Origin of the sequence: Nocardioides sp. ChNu-99, from assembly GCF_029493445.1 — a bacterium.
GTDB lineage: Bacteria > Actinomycetota > Actinomycetes > Propionibacteriales > Nocardioidaceae > Nocardioides.
Map to the genome: position 1 here is coordinate 1 of NZ_JAHWBL010000046.1, position 16,649 is coordinate 16,649.

Sequence of the window (16,649 nt, forward strand, 5' to 3'; positions counted from 1 at the left end):
GGCCGCTGCCCGGACCGGTGCGCGGCCCGCGGGCCCCGGGGCCGGACGACCGTGCCCGGCGGCGCTCGTCGACCACGGTCGTCCTCCCCTGCTGCTCGTGCGGTGCTGCGGTGCTGGTGTTCGTGCGGGTGCGGGTCAGCCCTGGAAGCGCGGGAACGCGCCGGCGCCGGCGTAGCGCGCGGCGTCGCCGAGCTCGTCCTCGATGCGCAGGAGCTGGTTGTACTTCGCGACCCGCTCGGAGCGCGCGGGGGCGCCCGTCTTGATCTGGCCGCAGTTCGTGGCGACGGCGAGGTCGGCGATGGTGACGTCCTCGGTCTCGCCCGAGCGGTGGCTCATCATGCAGCGGTAGCCGTTGCGGTGCGCCAGCTCGACGGAGTCGAGCGTCTCGGTGAGCGAGCCGATCTGGTTGACCTTGACCAGCAGCGCGTTGGCCTGGCCGCCGCTGATGCCGCGCTGGAGGCGCTCGACGTTGGTGACGAACAGGTCGTCGCCGACGAGCTGCGTGCGGGCACCGAGGGTGTCGGTGATGGCCTTCCAGCCCTCCCAGTCGTCCTCGTCGAGCGGGTCCTCGATCGAGACGATGGGGTACGCCGCGACGAGCTCGGCGTAGTAGGCCGTCATCTCCTCGGCCGACTTCGACGCGCCCTCGAAGGTGTAGACGCCGTCGGTGCAGAACTCGCTCGCGGCCACGTCGAGGGCGAGCACGATGTCGCGGCCCAGCGTGTAGCCCGCGGCGTCGACGGCCTCGGCGATGAGGTCGAGCGCGGCGCGGTTCGACGCCAGGTCGGGGGCGAAGCCGCCCTCGTCGCCGACGCCGGTCGCGAGCCCGCGCTTCTTCAGCACCGACTTGAGCGCGTGGTAGACCTCCGCGCCGCTGCGCACCGCGTCGGCGAAGGTCGGGGCGCCGATGGGCGCCACCATGAACTCCTGCACGTCGACGTTCGTGTCCGCGTGCGCGCCGCCGTTGAGGATGTTCATCATCGGCACGGGCAGCACGTGGGCGTTGGGGCCACCGACGTACTTGTAGAGCGGCAGGCCCGCCGACTCGGCCGCGGCCTGCGCGGTCGCCAGCGAGGCGCCGAGGATGGCGTTGGCGCCGAGCTGCGCCTTGTTCGGCGTGCCGTCGAGCTCGAGCATGCTCGCGTCGACGAGGCGCTGGTCGTCGGCGTCGAGGCCCACCAGCACGGGGGCGATGCGCTCGCGCACGGCCTCCACCGCCTGCTGGACGCCCTTGCCGAGGTACCGGTCGCCCCCGTCGCGCAGCTCCACGGCCTCGAACGCGCCCGTGGAGGCGCCGCTCGGGACGGCGGCGCGGCCGAGGACGCCGTCCTCCAGGAGGACCTCGACCTCGACGGTGGGGTTGCCGCGCGAGTCGAGGATCTCGCGGGCGCCGACGGCGACGATGCTTGCCATGTTGCTCCTGTGTCGGGGTACGCCGCACCGCGGCGCACGACGTGAGGTGACCGTGCCCGGCCGACGGGTGCCGCCGACCGCCGGTCAGCCTAACGGGACCGGCCCCCGCCGCCCGACGGGCTCGCCGGGGCCGCGCGGGTGCGTCGGTAGAGTCGACGAGGTGAGCCCGGCACCCGTCCCCCGCGCCGACGGCGCCGCCCTGACCGCGCTGGTGCCGGTCATGCGCCGGCTGCGCGCCGAGTGCCCCTGGAAGTCCGCACAGACCCACCGCACCCTGGCGCGGCACCTGCTGGAGGAGACCCACGAGGTGCTCGAGGCGCTCGACACCGGCGACACCGCGCTGCTGCGCGAGGAGCTGGGCGACCTGCTCCTGCAGGTCTACTTCCACGCCGCCATCGCCGAGGAGCGCGGAGAGTTCGACGTCGACGACGTCGCGGCCGACCTGCACGCCAAGCTGGTGCGGCGCAACCCGCACGTGCTGGGCGAGGGCGCGAGCAGCGCCCCCGGGGCCGCCGGGGACACCGCGGGGCCGGTCCCCGACGCCGCCACGGTCAACGAGACGTGGGAGGCGGTGAAGGCGACCGAGAAGCGCCGCACCTCCCCCGTCGACGGGCTGCCGGCGACGCTGCCCGCACTCCTGTGGGCCGACAAGGTGCTCGACCGCGCCGAGCGCGCCGGCACCCCCCTCGCGACGCCCGACCCCACCGCCGCCGCCGCCGACCTCGGCGACCGCCTCCTGGCGCTCGTCGCCGAGGCCCGGGCCAGCGGCACCGATCCCGAGCAGGCCCTGCGCGACGCCGTACGACGGAGGCTGTGACCATGCGCCGACCCCGACCCGGACTGCGCCGCAGCGAGCGGCACGTGCGGCTGGAGCGACCGCTGGCGGAGGTGTGGTCGGTGCTCGCCGCCCGCCCCGACGGGGACGCCCCCCGCTGGTACGCCGACGCCGCGCCGCTCGTGCTGCGTGCCCGCATCGACGACCTCGCCCGCGCCGTGCTCGGCGACCCGCCCCGGCCCGAGGTGCGCCGCGGCGAGGACGCACCCGGCCCGCCCGACCTGCTGTCGACCGGCGACACCGCCGGGTTCTGGGACGTGCTCGCGGCCGACCACGTGGCCCACCGCCTGCGGCTGCAGGCCCGGGTGCACGCGCCGGGCCAGGTGCGGCTGACGACGTGGCTGACGCCGCGCGACACCGGCTGCCGCCTGCACCTGCGCATCACCTTCCGGCCCAGCGGCCTGCTCGGGGCGGCCTACCTGCTCACCGACCTGCCCGCGCGCGAGCTCGTCACCGAGGGCGTGGCGCGCCGCATCGTCGCCGACGCCAGCCGCTAGCCCGCCCGGGCCGCCAGCCGTCAGCCGTCAGCCGCCGCAGCGCTGCCCGGCGGGGAGCGCGGCCACCTGCTCGGGGGTCACCGGGGCGTCGGAGGCGAACGTGGTGGCCCGGGCCTCCTCGCCCTGCGCCACGCTGATGCCGTCGCCGTCCAGCGACAGCACCCCCTCGTCGTACTGCCCCACCTGCGGGTTGACGGTGACGTCCGCGCCCTCGACGGCCTGGGCCGCGGCGCCCGCGACGACCGGGTCGGACAGGGCGTTGCCCAGCGTCAGCAGGCGCACCGTCTCGCGCGCCACCTCGGCCTGCGCGCCCGCGTCCTCGAGCTCGGCGACGAGGTCCTCGGCCTGCGGTGGCGGGGCCAGCAGGTCCTCGCCGGCCTCCTCGCGCAGGGCCGCGCCGTACACCCACAGCTGCGCGAATCCCGCGCGCACGACCGCGCGCGGCTGCGCCTCCACCCCCACCTCGCTGATGTAGCCGCAGTAGGCGGTCGTGACGGCGTCGAGGCGGTCGACCTCGAGACGCTCCCCGTCGACCGCGACGGCCGTGCGGGGGTCGGCGTCGCAGCCGGAGGCGAGGAGCGCGGTCACGGCGAGCGAGACGAGCGCGCCGCCCACCCGGGCGGCGCGACGGGGCGAGGTGATCACCGTCACACCGTAGCGGTCACGACTCCCGCGGGTCGATCACCGCGTCGATGACCTGCGCGCACCACTCGAGCAGCGCCAGCCCCGTGATGGGCTTCCCGGCCACGACCGCGGTCTGCGGGCGGGGCACGAGGATCGTGTCGGTGGCCGGCTTGACGAGCGACCTCGGGTAGAGCCGCTGCAGGCGCACCGTGCGCGACTCCGGCAGCGACACCGGGGCGAAGCGCACGTTCTTGCCCGCCATCGTGACCTCGCGGATGCCGGCCTGCCGGGCGCGGGCCCGGAAGCGCGCGACGTAGAGCAGGCTCTCGACCTCGACGGGGGGCTCGCCGTACCGGTCGACGAGCTCGTCGCGCAGCACGTCGACGTCCTCGTTGGAGCGCACCTCGGAGAGCCGCTTGTACATCTCCAGGCGCAGCCGCTCGCTCGGCACGTAGTCGTGCGGCAGGTGGGCCTCGACGGGCAGCTCGACGCGCACCTCCTCGAGCTGGTCGTCGGGGGTGCCCTTGAAGTCGGCGACCGCCTCACCGACGAGGCGGACGTAGAGGTCGAAGCCGACGTCGGCGATGTGGCCCGACTGCTCGCCGCCGAGCAGGTTGCCGGCGCCGCGGATCTCGAGGTCCTTCATGGCGATCGCCATGCCGCCGCCGAGGTCGGAGTGCTGCGCCAGCGTCGCGAGCCGCTCGTGGGCGGTCTCGGTGAGCGGCTTCTCGCTCGGGTAGAGGAAGTAGGCGTAGGCCCGCTCCCGGGAGCGGCCGACGCGGCCGCGCAGCTGGTGGAGCTGGCTGAGGCCGAGGGTGTCGGCGCGCTCGATGAGCATGGTGTTGGCGTTCGAGACGTCGAGGCCCGACTCGACGAGGGTGGTGCAGACGAGCACGTCGAAGCGCTTCTCCCAGAAGTCGAGCATCACCTGCTCGAGCTGCTTCTCGTTCATCTGCCCGTGGGCCGTGGCGACCCGGGCCTCGGGCACCAGCTCGGTGAGCCGCTGTGCCGCCTTCTCGATCGACTGCACCCGGTTGTGGATGTAGAACACCTGGCCGTCGCGCAGCAGCTCGCGACGGATGGCGGCCACGACCTGGCGGTCCTCGTAGGCGCCGACGTAGGTGAGCACCGGGTGGCGCTCCTCGGGCGGCGTGGTGATGGTCGACATCTCGCGGATGCCGGTGACGGCCATCTCCAGGGTGCGCGGGATCGGCGTGGCGGACATGGCGAGCACGTCCACGCTGGTGCGCAGCCGCTTCATCTGCTCCTTGTGCTCGACGCCGAAGCGCTGCTCCTCGTCGACGATGATGAGACCCAGGTCCTTGAAGCGGATCTCGGGGTTGAGCAGGCGGTGCGTGCCGATGACGACGTCGATCTCGCCCTTCGCCAGGCCCTCGAGGACCGCCGTGGCCTCCTTGTCGGACTGGAAGCGGCTCAGGGCCTTGAGCACGACCGGGAAGCCGCTCATCCGCTCGGCGAACGTCGAGAAGTGCTGGGTGACGAGCAGCGTCGTCGGGACGAGCACCGCGACCTGCTTGCCGTCCTGCACCGCCTTGAACGCGGCGCGCACCGCGATCTCGGTCTTGCCGTAGCCGACGTCGCCGCAGACCAGGCGGTCCATCGGCATGGTGCGCTCCATGTCGCCCTTGACCTCGTCGACGGTCGTGAGCTGGTCGGGCGTCTCCGCGTAGGGGAAGGCGTCCTCCAGCTCGCGCTGCCAGGGCGTGTCGGGGCCGAAGGCGTGGCCCTGCGTGGCCTGCCGCGCGGCGTAGAGCTTGATGAGCTCGGCCGCGATCTCCTTGACCGCCTTGCGGGCGCGGGCCTTGCGCTTGGTCCAGTCGCCGCCGCCGAGACGGTCGAGGCTGGGCTGCTCGCCGCCGACGTAGCGGGTCACCTGGTCGAGCGTGTCGGCCGGGACGTAGAGGCGGTCCGGCGGCGCGCCGCGCTTGGACGCGCCGTACTCGAGCACGAGGTACTCCCGCACCGCGCCGCCCACCTCGCGCTGCTTCATCTCGACGAACCGGCCCACGCCGTGCTGCTGGTGCACGACGAAGTCCCCGGCCTTGAGCTCGAGCGGGTCGATCTGGCGCTTGCGGCGGGCGGGCATCTTGCGCATGTCGCGCGTCGACGCCTTCTGGCCCGAGACGTCCTCCCCGGTGAGCAGCACGACGCGGTTGGCCTCGTCGACGAAGCCCTGCGACAGCGAGCCGCAGGTGACGGTGACGACGTCGGCGGGCGGCAGGTCCTCGACCTGCTCGACGAGGCGGGCCGGCACGTCGCGGTCCGCGAGGGCCTCGACGGTGCGCTGGGCGGGACCGTGGCCGGGGTGGACGACGACGACGCGGTAGCCCGAGCGGTGCCACGACGCCACGTCCGACAGCGCCTTCTCCACGTCCCCGCGGTAGGCCTCGGCGGGGCGCGGCGACAGGGCCCGGACGGGTACGCCGGCCGTCGCCGCGTCGCGCCCGGCCGCGTCCTGCGGGGCGGTGTCGTCGTCGATGCCGAAGGGGCTGACGCCCCACCAGGCCTGGCCGCGGGCGAGCGCGTGCTCGCGGACGTCGGCGAACGCGTGGTACGACGCCGCGCCCAGGTCGATCGGGGCCTCTCCCCCGCCGGCCGCCGCCGCCCACGACGCCCCCAGGAACTCCTCGCTGGTGGCCACCAGGTCCGCCGCGCGGCGGCGGGCGCGCTCGGGGTCGAGCATGAGGACGTGGGTGTCGGCGGGGAGCACGTCGACGAGCAGCTCCATGTCGTCGACCAGCACCGGGGCCAGCGACTCCATGCCCTCGACCGCGATGCCCTCCGAGATCTTCTCGGTGAGCTCGCGCAGCTGGGGGTGGGCCTGCCCGAGCTCGGCCGCGCGGCGGCGTACCTCGGGGGTGAGCAGGAGCTCGCGGCACGGGGGCGCCCACAGGCGCTCGACCTTGTCGACGGTGCGCTGGTCGGCGACGGAGAAGGTGCGGACCTCCTCCACCTCGTCGCCCCAGAACTCGACGCGCACCGGGTGCTCGTCGGTGGGCGGGAACACGTCGACGATGCCGCCGCGCACGGCGTACTCCCCGCGCTTCTCGACGAGGTCGACACGCGCGTACGCCGCACCCTCCAGCCCCGCGACCACGTCGTCGAGCCGCGCCTCCTGCCCCGGGACCAGCTCGACCGGCACGAGGTCGCCGAGGCCCTTGACCTGCGGCTGCAGCAGGCTGCGGACCGGCGCGACGACGACCGACACCGGGCCGTTGGTCGCGTCGGTGCCGGGGTGGGCGAGGCGGCGCAGCACCGCGAGGCGGCGGCCCACCGTGTCGCTGCGGGGACTCAGGCGCTCGTGCGGCAGCGTCTCCCAGCTGGGGAAGTAGGCCACGCGGCTCGGGTCGACGAGGTCACCCAGCGCCGCCACCAGCTCCTCGGCGTCGCGGGTCGTCGGGGTCACCGCGAGCACCACCCGACCCGTGTCGACGAGGCCCTTGACCACGAACGGCCGCACCGCCGCCGGGCCCGTCAGGTCGAGGACGCGCTCCGACCCGTCGCGTGCGCCCGCGAGCGCGCTGTCGAGGGTCGGGTCGGCCAGGACGGCGTCGGCGAGGCCGGAGAGGTGCACGGGATTGCTCCTGGGAGGGCGCGGATCGGCTCGGGCGCGCACCACCACAGCCCCTCCGCGGCGCGACCCGGGGAGCCGGGCGCGACGGAGGGGTGGGGGGAAAGCGCCCCGCCAGCCTACTGGCGCCGCCCCGGTACCCGCCCCGCGGCAGTTGGTGGCGGGGCGGGGCTGGTTCGGTGGTGGAGGTGGCCGCCCGGCTCGGTGGATGAGGTGGCCGCCCGGCTCGGTGGTCGAGGTGGCCGCCCGGCTCGGAGGTGGGGTGGCCGCCCGGCTCGGTGGTTGAGGTACCCGCCCCGCACCGGTGGTTGAGGTGGCCGCCCGGCTCGGTGGTTGAGGTGGCCGCCCCAGCGGCCCTCGAAACCACGGGGCCGACGCGGCCGGACCGATCGGTGGTTGAGCTGGCCGCCCCGCACCGGTGGTCGAGGTGGCCGCCCCGCACCGGTGGTTGAGGTGGCCGCCCCAGCGGCCCTCGAAACCACGGGCGAAGGCGCGCACCGGCCCCGATCGCGGCAAACGGGCCCCGACCGACCGTCAGAGAGGGTGCTTGCGGTGAGATCGCCGCGATCCGTGCACCGGGCGGGCAGGCCGGTGGTCGAGGTCGCCGCGCCGTTCGGTGGTTGAGGTGGCCGCCCGGTGGTTGAGGTGGCCGCCCGGTTCGGTGGTTGAGGTGGCCGCCCCGGCGGCCCTCGAAACCACCTCAGGAACGGTCGCCGGCAGAGTGCTGTGACGAAGCTCAGATGCCTAGATCTTCTTTCCCCAGCCCCCGCTGGCCCGGCCGAAACTGTCGGTGGTCACCCCTAGCGTTGTCGGTATGAACCAGTCGAGCACCGCCGTCGTCGAGGCCCCCGCGGCCACCGACACGAGCGCGTTGCTCGTCACTGCCCGCGCGGCTGCCGCCGCGCAGCAGGCCGCCGAGGTGGCCACGTTCGTCGCGGTCGCGGACTGGGCCGACGCCCACACCGACCGTTCGGGCGGCACCGTGGGCGACCCGATCGGCCCGCTCGGTTTGTGGTCCGAAGGCCCGAACTCAGTTCCGGGCGGCGACCGGTTCCTCGAGCTCGGCGGCCCCGGCGCACCACTGGTCTCGGAGTTCTGCCTCTACGAGATCTCTGCCGCCCTCGGGCGCTCCGTCGCCTCGGGCCGACCCTTGATCGGGGACGCGATCGAGCTGCGGCACCGCCTCCCCCGCCTCTACTCCCGCGTCCTCGCCGGCGCAGACCCCACCGCGCAGAAGCGAGCGCTACCGGTGTGGCGGGCACGGAAGATCGCGGCCCTGACCCGCACGCTGACGGCCGAGGGCGCGGACTTCGTGGACCGCAACCTCGCGCCCGTCGCGCACCGCGCCACCATGCCGACCGTCGAACGCCTCGTCGCCGAAGCCACCGCCCGGTTCGACCCCGAGAACGCCGAGCTCGACCGTGCAGACGCAGACGCCGGCCGCTACTTCACCATCGAGACCAACCCCGTCGACGCCGCAGCACCCTGGACCGGCGTCGTCCCCGTCCACGGCACCCTCGACCTCGCCGACGCCCTCGACCTGAACAACGCCGTGCAACGTGTCGCCGCCGACCTCGCCGCCGCCGGATGCGACGCCGACCTCGACGTCCGCCGCTCCATGGCCCTCGGCGAGCTGGCCCGCCGCCAAACCGCCCTCGACCTGTACGGCGCCACCGCAGTCGACGGCGGCGAGGCGCCAACCGGCTCGACCCGGACACCCGCGCGGCAGGTCGTGCTCTACGTCCACCTCTCCGACGCCGCCATCGCCGCCCACCGCTCCGCCGACGGGCTAGAGACAGGGCCCGGCATCGACCCGGTCACCGGCCACACCGGCATCGACCTCGCCCGCCTCGAGAACACCCGCGCACTCATCACCGCCGACCAGGTCCGCGACTGGTGCCGCACGCCCGGCACGCAGGTCGTCGTGAAGCCCGTCATCGACCTCAGCGGGCATGTGGCGGTGGACGCGTACGAGGTCCCCGACCGCATCGCCGAACGCGTCCGCCTCGACCGACCCACTTGTGCCTTCCCCTACTGCGGAAGACCAGCACGAGGCCTCGACCTCGACCACACCGAGGCCTACCGGCGAGAAGCAGCACCCGGTGCCAGGCAGACGTCCACCAGCAACCTCGCCCCGCTCTGCCGAGGCGAGCACCGAGCCAAGACACACCCGTCACCGACCGGAGCCAGCCCACCAGGCCCATCCGACGGTCCCGACGACCCACCGGGCGGCGTGCCACCCGATCGACGATGGCGCTACCACCGAGACCCGCTCGGAACCTACGTCTGGACCAGCCCCCACGGGCTTCGCTACGCCGTCGACTCGACCGGCACCACACCGCTCGACTAGCACCGCCACCAACGCCGACCCCGCCACCCAGCACCACCTGGCGGGGCCACCGGCATGTCCAGGCGTGGTTTCGAGGGGTGCTAGCGCACCCACCTCAACCACCGGAACGCGCGCGGCCACGTCGACCACCGGAACGCGCGCGGCCACCTCAACCACCGGAACGCGCGCGGCCACCTCAACCACCGGCGGCTGGCGGGGACACCGGCGTGTCCGGGCGTGGTTTCGAGGGGTGCTAGCGCACCCACCTCAACCACCGGAACGCGCGCGGCCACCTCAACCACCGGAACGCCGCCCACCTCGACCGCCGCCGCACCCGCGGGGTCACCTCGACCACCGAGACGCGCCGTCGGTGGCCAGACTCAGCTGCCCTCGGCGGAGCGGGCGGCGTACCCGGATGCGGCGGCGTGCACGGCGTCGACGTACGCCTGGTCGTGGTTGTAGGAGAACACCGCGTCGGCCCAGCCCTGCCCGCTCGCGAGGTCGTTGTCGTCGTGGCACAGGTAGCGGGCGGCGGCGTACGCGGCGTCGTCGAGGTCGTTCGGGTCCGTCTCGCCGTCGCCGTCGCCGTCGGCGCCCCACCGGGCCCAGGTCGAGCCGATGAACTGCATCGGCCCGACGGCGTGGTCCCACACGGGGTCGCCGTGCCACTGCACGAGCGCCGGGTGCGACGGGATGGCGGCGAAGCTGCCGGTGCCGTCGAGTGCCGGCCCCACCACGGCCGGGCTGGACCGGCCGTCGAGGCCGAGGATGCTGCCGGAGATGGTGCCGTGGCGGGACTCGACGTACCCGATGCCCGCCAGCGTCGCCCACCCGATCGCGCACCCGGGGTCCTCGGCGCGCACGCGCAGCTCGGCGACGGCGTACGCGTTCGTCGCCACCTGCGGGAGCCCCGTGCGCGCGGCGACGTCGGCCGTCCACGCGGCGTCGACGACCGGCACGACCGGACGACCCGGCGGCAGCAGCGGCTGCTCCGCCGCGGGCGGCGGGGCGACCTCGCCCAACGCGGAGGTGCCGGGCTCGGAGCGCGGCTGCGGCGCCGGCTCGCGCGCGACCCACCAGGCCGCGCCGAGCAGGGCGACGGCGATGACGACGAGCAGCCCCGGTACGACGTGCCTCCCCCGCCGCGCGGCCGTGACGGGTCGCCGCGTGGCCGGTCGCCGCGGGGCCGGTCGCGCCGCGGGCCGGCGCGCGGCGGCCTTCTTCGCGGGCACCTTCTTCGCGGGCACCTTCTTCGCGGGCACCTTCTTCGCGGCGGCGGACTTCCCCGCGGGCGGCTTCGCCGCCGCCTTCTTCGCCGCGGTTCGCGCGGCCGGCTTGCGCGGCGCGCTCACGCCCCGGCGATGGCGGCCAGCACGCGGTCGGCGAGCTCGGGCCGGCACACGACGAGGTCGGGCAGGTACACGTCGGCCTGGTTGTAGCGCAGGGTCGAGCCGTCGACGCGGCTCGTGTGGAGGCCGGCCGCGCGGGCGACGGCGACGGGCGCGGCGGAGTCCCACTCGTACTGGCCGCCGGCGTGCACGTAGGCGTCCGCGACGCCGCGCACGACCGCCATCACCTTCGCCCCGGCGGACCCCATGGGCAGCAGCTCCGCGTCGAGCGCGGTGGCGACGACGTCGGTGACCGCCGGCGGACGGCTGCGCGAGACGACGAGCCGCGGGCGCCGTCCTCCCGCGGCGGGCGGCGCCATCCGGGGTGCGGCCGTCGAGAACGTCTCCTCCAGGGCCGGCTGCGCGACGGCGCCGACCGTGAGGTCCCCGCCGCCGGCGGGATCGGCTGCGTCCCGCTCCCACAGCGCCACGTGGACGGCCCAGTCCTCGCGGGGCGGCTCGCCGTACTCCCGCGTGCCGTCGAGCGGGTCGACGATCCACACCCGCTCCGCCTCGAGCCGCACCAGGTCGTCACGGCCCTCCTCCGACAGCACGGCGTCGCCGGGCCGGGCACCGGCCAGCAGGCCGACGATGAGCTCGTGGGCGACCCGGTCGCCCGTGTCCTTCAGCTGCGCCGGCTCCCAGCTCTCCGCGACGGCCCGCACCCGCAGGTCGAGCAGCTGCTCGCCGGCGACGGTGGCGAGGTGGGCGGCGAGCGCGTGGTCGTCGTACGACGACAGGTCGGTCCCGGGCACGGGCCCCAGCCTAGGTCGTGCGGGGTCGCCCCAGGCCGTCGGCGGCGAGCACGTCGAGGATGGCGTCCGCCGCCTCGCCCGAGCCCCGCTCGCCGCCCCCGGCGAGAACGGCCCGGCGCACGGCCATGTCGAGGAGGTAGAGCCGCGCGGTCAGCGGACCGGTGCGCACCCGCCCGGCCGAGCGCGGGTCCGCCGAGCGCTGCAGCAGCTCGGCCGCGGCCCGGCTCGCGGAGGCGCCCCCGACGCTCGTGGCGTGGGCGAACTGCCAGTTGTGCCGGTCCAGCGCCAGCGGCGCGCTGCCCTCGCCGTACTCCCAGTCCCACACCGCGAGCCGGCGCCCGCCGTCGGACCAGCCGAGGTTCCACGACGACCAGTCGCCGTGCCGCAGCCCGTGGGGCAGCACGGTGCGCCCGTGGAGGCGGCGTACGGCGTCCAGCACCGCCGCGCACCGCACGCCCCGCTCCGCGACGGCGACGTCGGGCGACGCGACGAGGTCGGCCACGTCGACCACGAGACGCGCGAGCCACGGCGACTCCGCGAGCGGCGGCGCCGAGCCACGTGCGGCACCCACCAGCGCGTCGAGCCGGTCCCAGGTGCTCGCCGGGTCGGCGGCGTCCGCCGGGGCGACGTCGTGGGGCAGCGGCGTCGTGCCCAGCACGGCGACCCCGTCCTCGTCGTGCCACAGCACGGGCCGGGGCACGAGCAGCGCACCGTCGCCGACGAGGTCGGACGCACGGGCGGCCGCCAGCGCCGCGGTGCGCTCGCGGCGCAGTGCCGCGCGTCGCTCCGGGCCTCCCCCCAGCTTGAGGAACAGCACCGGGGTCCCGGCGGCGTCCGTGACGAGCACGGTGGGCCGGGCCGTACCGTCGCGGTCGAGCACGGCGAGGCTCAGGTGCAGCTCCCGCTCGGGTCGCCCCAGCGACGCCGCGGCCAGCGCCCGGAGCCGCAGCGCGTCGCGCTCGGCCACGACCCGCACCACCTGCCCCGCCCGGGCCCGGGGACCGGCCAGGAAGGCGGCGGCGACGAGGGAGCGGGCCGCCCGGCGGCGCGGGGCGCGCAGGCGGTTGCCGTACATGAGGACGGCGTGGCGCCCGCGCCGCGGCAGGGCGCGGTCGACGACGTACCGCACGCGCCCGCCGTACCGGACGAGCTCGTAGGCCTCGTCCGCCGCGGACGCGGGCCGGGCCGGGGCCAGCGCCGAGCCCGCGCCGCCGAGGAGCGGCCAGACGACGGCCGCGGTGCGGGCCCAGGCCGGGTCACCCCCCGGCGTCACGAGATCGGCGCGTTCCACGACCCGCCCCTCAGCGCCCGGGCAGACGGACGAGGTTGGCCTGGGGCCGACCCTGCACCGAGGTGAACCCGCCGCCCATGACGATCTGGCGGCCGTCCGTGGCGAGGGTGCGCGACAGCAGGAGCGTGTCGGGCTGCGTGCTCACGCCGCTCGTCATCACCTGGAATCCGCTCTTGACCCGCCCGGTCGAGCGGTCGAGCACGTGCATGGCGACGTAGCGGCGGGGGTTGGTCTCGCCGAAGCCGCCGGCCGCGCTGCAGTCGTGCGCGTGGGAGGCGACGTAGATCTCGCTGCCCAGCGGGAGCACGTCGAAGGTGTCGCCGTAGCAGCGCGAGTACCACCGCACGGCGCCCGTCGCGGTGGCGATCGCCTGCACGCCCTCCTTGCGGCTCGCGGAGCCCGACCGGTCGTCACGACCGGCGAGGTAGAGCGTGTCGCCCACGACGTGGAGCGCGGTGGCCCAGTTGTACGGCGCGAGCAGGTAGTCGGTGCGGAAGTTCGCCACCGTCGCCCCGGTGCGGGCGTCGACGGCACCGACGCCCTGCGCGGCGCGGCCGTTGACCTGCTGGAACGGGCCGCCGACGAAGACGCGGGCCCCGTCGGCGGACACCGCGAGGGCCGTGGTGCGCAGCGCCTCGCCCGCGACGGGAGCGCTGATGACCGGCCGCCACGGCGTGACCTCGCGGGTGGTGAGGTCGAAGGCCGCCAGCCGGTCCCGGCTGGTCCAGCTCGCGACGCTGAACGCGCCACCGACGTAGAGCGTGCGGCCGTCGGGCGAGATCGCCAGCGAGCGCACGGTGCCGTTCACCCCGTTCCAGCCGACCTGGCCGAGGAACCGACCGGTCGCGGTGTCGAACATGGCGAGGTGCTCGGCGGTCTGGCCGTCGACGGAGTTGAAGTCACCGCCCACGTACAGGACCTTCTTGTCCGGCGACAGCACCATCGCGTGCACGGTGCCGGGCGAGCCGTCCCACTCGTTGGTCAGACGCGGCGCGAACGACGGGACGAGCGCCCCCGTCGCCGCGTCGAAGGCCACGAGCCGGCCCTGGCCGGACTCGCTCGTGCCCGCGGCCGCGCCGGAGGGCCGGGTGGAGGTGAACGCCCCGCCCGCGTAGATCCGCCCCGCGGCCATCTCGACCGCCCAGACGGGCCCGTTGGTCTGCGACATCGGCACGGGCACGTCGCTCACCACCGTGGCCGCCGAGGCCCCCGGGGCGGCCACGACCTGCCCGAGCAGGAGGGCGAGGACGGTGGCGACGACGCTGCTGGCCGCGCCGGCGCGACCCCGCCACCTCGCCCGGGCGCCGGTGCCGGTGCGGGCACCGGTCCTGGTTCTGGTCAGTTCCACGTTCTCGTCTCCTCGGGTCGCACCGGCGGGGCCGGTGGGCGTGCTGGGTGGGGTGGGGTGCTGCGTGTGCGGCGTCCGGGGCCGCCCGATCGGCCTCACCACCACACCTCCGTGCCGAGGAGCCGTGCGAGCTCCTTCGTGTGCGGTTCGTAGTGCGCCCGCAGCTCCTCCGCCGGTCCGGCCGGCAAGGCGTCCCCGGGCGCGCGGTTGCGGCGGGTCGACGCGGGCGGGCGCCGGTCGAGGCCGACGTGGTCCTGCACCCGCCCGAGGGCGGTGGCGGGGTCGGCGTACATGTCCTCGCTGCGCAGCACCAGCACCCGGTCGGGGCCGTAGGCGTCGAGCCACGCGGCGACCTGACCGGCGTACTCGCCGCGGGCGCGGTAGGAGTACCAGTCCAGCGCCCGCGGGTGGTACGTCGGGTCCGCGGCCAGCCGCTCCCGCTCCCCCGCCAGCCGCCCGGGCTCCGCGGCGAGCGCCGCGGCGAACCCGAGCGACTCGACGCCGGCCTTTACCCGCTCCCGGTAGTGGGAGTAGGCCCGCTCGACGGGGTCGCGCAGCAGCACGACGATCCGCGCGTCCGGCAGCACCTCGTGGGCCCGCGTGGCGACCCGGGGGTCGAAGAGGTACGCCGGGTCGGCCTCCACCGCGAGCGCCGCGCCGTGGCGCTCCGCGTGGCGACGCCGGGTGGCCGCGGTCGGGAAGTGCCCGCGGTACCACGCCTCGGAGCGGTCCGCGTGGCGCGTGAACCAGTGCGGGCTCTTCACGTGCTGCGCCGCCGGCAGCAGCGGCAGCACCTGCGGGTGCGACAGCAGGGCCGACCACAGGAACGTGGTGCCGCTGCGCTTCGCCCCCACCACCAGCACGTCCGGACCGGGTCGCCAGGCGGCCGTGGCCGTCCCGCCGAGGCGTACGGCGCCGCCCACCGCCTGCTTCGCGGGCTGCGGCACCAGTGACTTGGCCCGCCGCAGGGCTGCGGAGTCGTCGAGACTGCTCACGGGGTCCTCCAACGGGACGGGCGGGACGGGCGGGACGGGCGGGACGGGCGGGACGGGCGGTGGGTGGCCGGCAGCCGCAGCGCCGGGAGGTCGAGCGGGCGGCGCGCGAGCTGCAGGAGCGCGGCGTACGCCAGCGTGCCGACCAGGGCGTGGACCCCCAGCCAGGACCACGTGGGGTCGGTGACCAGCCGCAGCGCCAGGCCGGGCAGGCCGTAGGCGAGCAGGGCGCAGGCGCCCGCGACGAGCACCGGACGCCACGGCAGGCGGATGCCGGTGCGGCGACCGCCGCGCACCAGGCCGAGCGCGGAGTCGAGGGCCAGGCACCCCGCCCACGCGACGGCGGCGCCGACCAGGCCGATCCGTGGCACGAGCACGAGGTTGAGGACGATGTTGAGGCCCAGCGCGACCGCGGTGTGGGCCGCGGTCAGCGCGCTGCGTCCCGCCATCAGCAGGGCGGCGGTGACGTTGCCCATCGCGACGTAGACGAGCATGCCGAGCGCGACCACGGTCAGCGCCGGGGCCGCCTCGGCGAACTCCGGGCCGACGACCCCGAGCACCAGCGGCGCGTGCACCGCGAGGCCCAGGAAGATCGGCCACGACACCAGCACCAGCCAGACGGTGGTGACGGCGTAGACGTCGCGGAACGCCGCCCGGTCGTCCCGCGCCCACGCGGCGGCCATCGCGGGGGCGCTCTGCAGGCGCAGGGCCTCCATCGCCATGGTGCCGGTGGTGACGAAGCGGCTCGCCGCGGCCCAGGCGCCGGCGGCCGCGGGGCCGAGCAGGATGCCGACGACGATCACGTCGGCCCAGACGATCGCGAGCTCCAGGCACGACGCGACACCGCGGGGCAGGTTGAACGCCCAGAGCGCGCGGGCCTCGGCCCGCACGTCGGGAGGGGTCGCCGGTGTGGCCGCCGGGCTCGAGGCCGGGGCCGGGGCCGCGGTGCGGGCCCGGCGCACACCGCGCAGGAGCAGCGCGGCGGCGGCGAGGTCCATGAGCACGAGGGGCGCGGCGTAGCTGACGAGCAGCCACTCCGCCGGGGCGTCGACCCACCACAGCAGGGCGACGGCGGCGAGCCGGGAGGTCGGCAGGAGCACCTGGTAGAGCCACACGAAGGGCAGGACCGAGCCGAGCGAGCGGGTGCCGTTGAGCGCGGCCTGCCCGGTCGCGGAGACCACGAGGGTGCCGACGAGCACCCAGCAGAACGCGGTGACCGTCGAGCGGTCGGCCGCCGGGAACGTCGCGGCGATGTCGTCGACGAGCACGGCGAGGGTGGCGGCGACCACGAGGCTCCACAGGAGCACCGGGGTCAGCGTCAGGCGGACGGCCCTCCAGGCGCGCTGGTGGTCGCCGACCGCGCGGTGGCCCGACAGGGCGCGCACCAGCCCGGTGTCGCTGCCGGCGAGCGCGACCCCGTTGAGGATCATCAGCACCGCGACGGCCTGGAAGTAGAGCCCGGCCAGGTGGGCGCCGAACAACCGTCCGAGCACGATCGTCAGCGCGAACCCGCCGAGGGCGGCCGCGACCGACCCGACCAGCGACACGGCGCCGCTGCGCGCCATCTCCCTGCGTTCGGCCGGCC

General features: G+C 75.7%; 12 protein-coding genes. 3 read left to right on the forward strand and 9 right to left on the reverse strand.

What is annotated here, in order from left to right; translation table 11 throughout:
• Nucleotides 1-135: 135 nt before the first annotated feature.
• A complete protein-coding gene (gene eno / locus KK617_RS14060) occupies nt 136-1,413 on the reverse strand; it encodes a phosphopyruvate hydratase (protein WP_277500706.1) in 1,278 nt (425 codons plus the stop codon).
• A gap of 160 nt (nt 1,414-1,573) precedes the next feature.
• Here eno and KK617_RS14065 point away from each other — a divergent pair, with 160 nt between their 5' ends.
• Together KK617_RS14065 and KK617_RS14070 are read left to right on the forward strand one after the other, a co-directional pair.
• Nucleotides 1,574-2,230 carry a MazG family protein gene (locus KK617_RS14065; RefSeq protein ID WP_277500707.1) on the forward strand — a complete coding sequence of 219 codons (657 nt, stop codon included), beginning with the start codon at nt 1,574-1,576 and terminating at the stop codon, nt 2,228-2,230.
• Between the two features lie 2 nt (nt 2,231-2,232).
• Nucleotides 2,233-2,745 carry a DUF2867 domain-containing protein gene (locus KK617_RS14070; RefSeq protein WP_277500708.1) on the forward strand — a complete coding sequence of 171 codons (513 nt, stop codon included), beginning with the start codon at nt 2,233-2,235 and terminating at the stop codon, nt 2,743-2,745.
• A gap of 27 nt (nt 2,746-2,772) precedes the next feature.
• Here the strand turns inward: KK617_RS14070 and KK617_RS14075 are convergent, their stop codons facing one another.
• Complete coding sequence (locus KK617_RS14075) at nt 2,773-3,390, reverse strand: hypothetical protein (RefSeq protein ID WP_277500709.1); 618 nt, start codon at nt 3,388-3,390, stop codon at nt 2,773-2,775.
• A gap of 16 nt (nt 3,391-3,406) precedes the next feature.
• Nucleotides 3,407-6,964, reverse strand: a complete 3,558-nt coding sequence (gene mfd, locus KK617_RS14080; RefSeq protein WP_277500710.1) for a transcription-repair coupling factor — start codon at nt 6,962-6,964, stop codon at nt 3,407-3,409.
• A gap of 811 nt (nt 6,965-7,775) precedes the next feature.
• Between mfd and KK617_RS14085 the strand changes: the two genes are divergently transcribed.
• Complete coding sequence (locus tag KK617_RS14085) at nt 7,776-9,311, forward strand: HNH endonuclease signature motif containing protein (protein WP_277500711.1); 1,536 nt, start codon at nt 7,776-7,778, stop codon at nt 9,309-9,311.
• A gap of 359 nt (nt 9,312-9,670) precedes the next feature.
• Here the strand turns inward: KK617_RS14085 and KK617_RS14090 are convergent, their stop codons facing one another.
• The 6 genes from KK617_RS14090 to KK617_RS14115 form a co-directional block, all read right to left on the reverse strand.
• On the reverse strand, nt 9,671-10,642 hold the full coding sequence (locus KK617_RS14090; RefSeq protein WP_277500712.1) for a lytic murein transglycosylase: 972 nt from the start codon (nt 10,640-10,642) through the stop codon (nt 9,671-9,673).
• Nucleotides 10,639-11,433 carry a 3'(2'),5'-bisphosphate nucleotidase CysQ gene (locus KK617_RS14095; RefSeq protein ID WP_277500713.1) on the reverse strand — a complete coding sequence of 265 codons (795 nt, stop codon included), beginning with the start codon at nt 11,431-11,433 and terminating at the stop codon, nt 10,639-10,641. The genes KK617_RS14090 and KK617_RS14095 overlap by 4 nt, the downstream gene beginning before the upstream one ends.
• A 10-nt stretch (nt 11,434-11,443) precedes the next feature.
• A complete protein-coding gene (locus KK617_RS14100; RefSeq protein WP_277500714.1) occupies nt 11,444-12,724 on the reverse strand; it encodes a hypothetical protein in 1,281 nt (426 codons plus the stop codon).
• A gap of 10 nt (nt 12,725-12,734) precedes the next feature.
• Nucleotides 12,735-14,072 carry a hypothetical protein gene (locus KK617_RS14105; RefSeq protein WP_277500715.1) on the reverse strand — a complete coding sequence of 446 codons (1,338 nt, stop codon included), beginning with the start codon at nt 14,070-14,072 and terminating at the stop codon, nt 12,735-12,737.
• A gap of 95 nt (nt 14,073-14,167) precedes the next feature.
• Nucleotides 14,168-15,067, reverse strand: coding sequence for a sulfotransferase (locus tag KK617_RS14110; protein WP_277500716.1), 900 nt, complete (start codon nt 15,065-15,067; stop codon nt 14,168-14,170).
• A complete protein-coding gene (locus KK617_RS14115) occupies nt 15,064-16,629 on the reverse strand; it encodes a polysaccharide biosynthesis C-terminal domain-containing protein (RefSeq protein ID WP_277500717.1) in 1,566 nt (521 codons plus the stop codon). Before KK617_RS14115 ends, KK617_RS14110 begins: the two co-directional genes overlap by 4 nt.
• Nucleotides 16,630-16,649 lie beyond the last annotated feature (20 nt).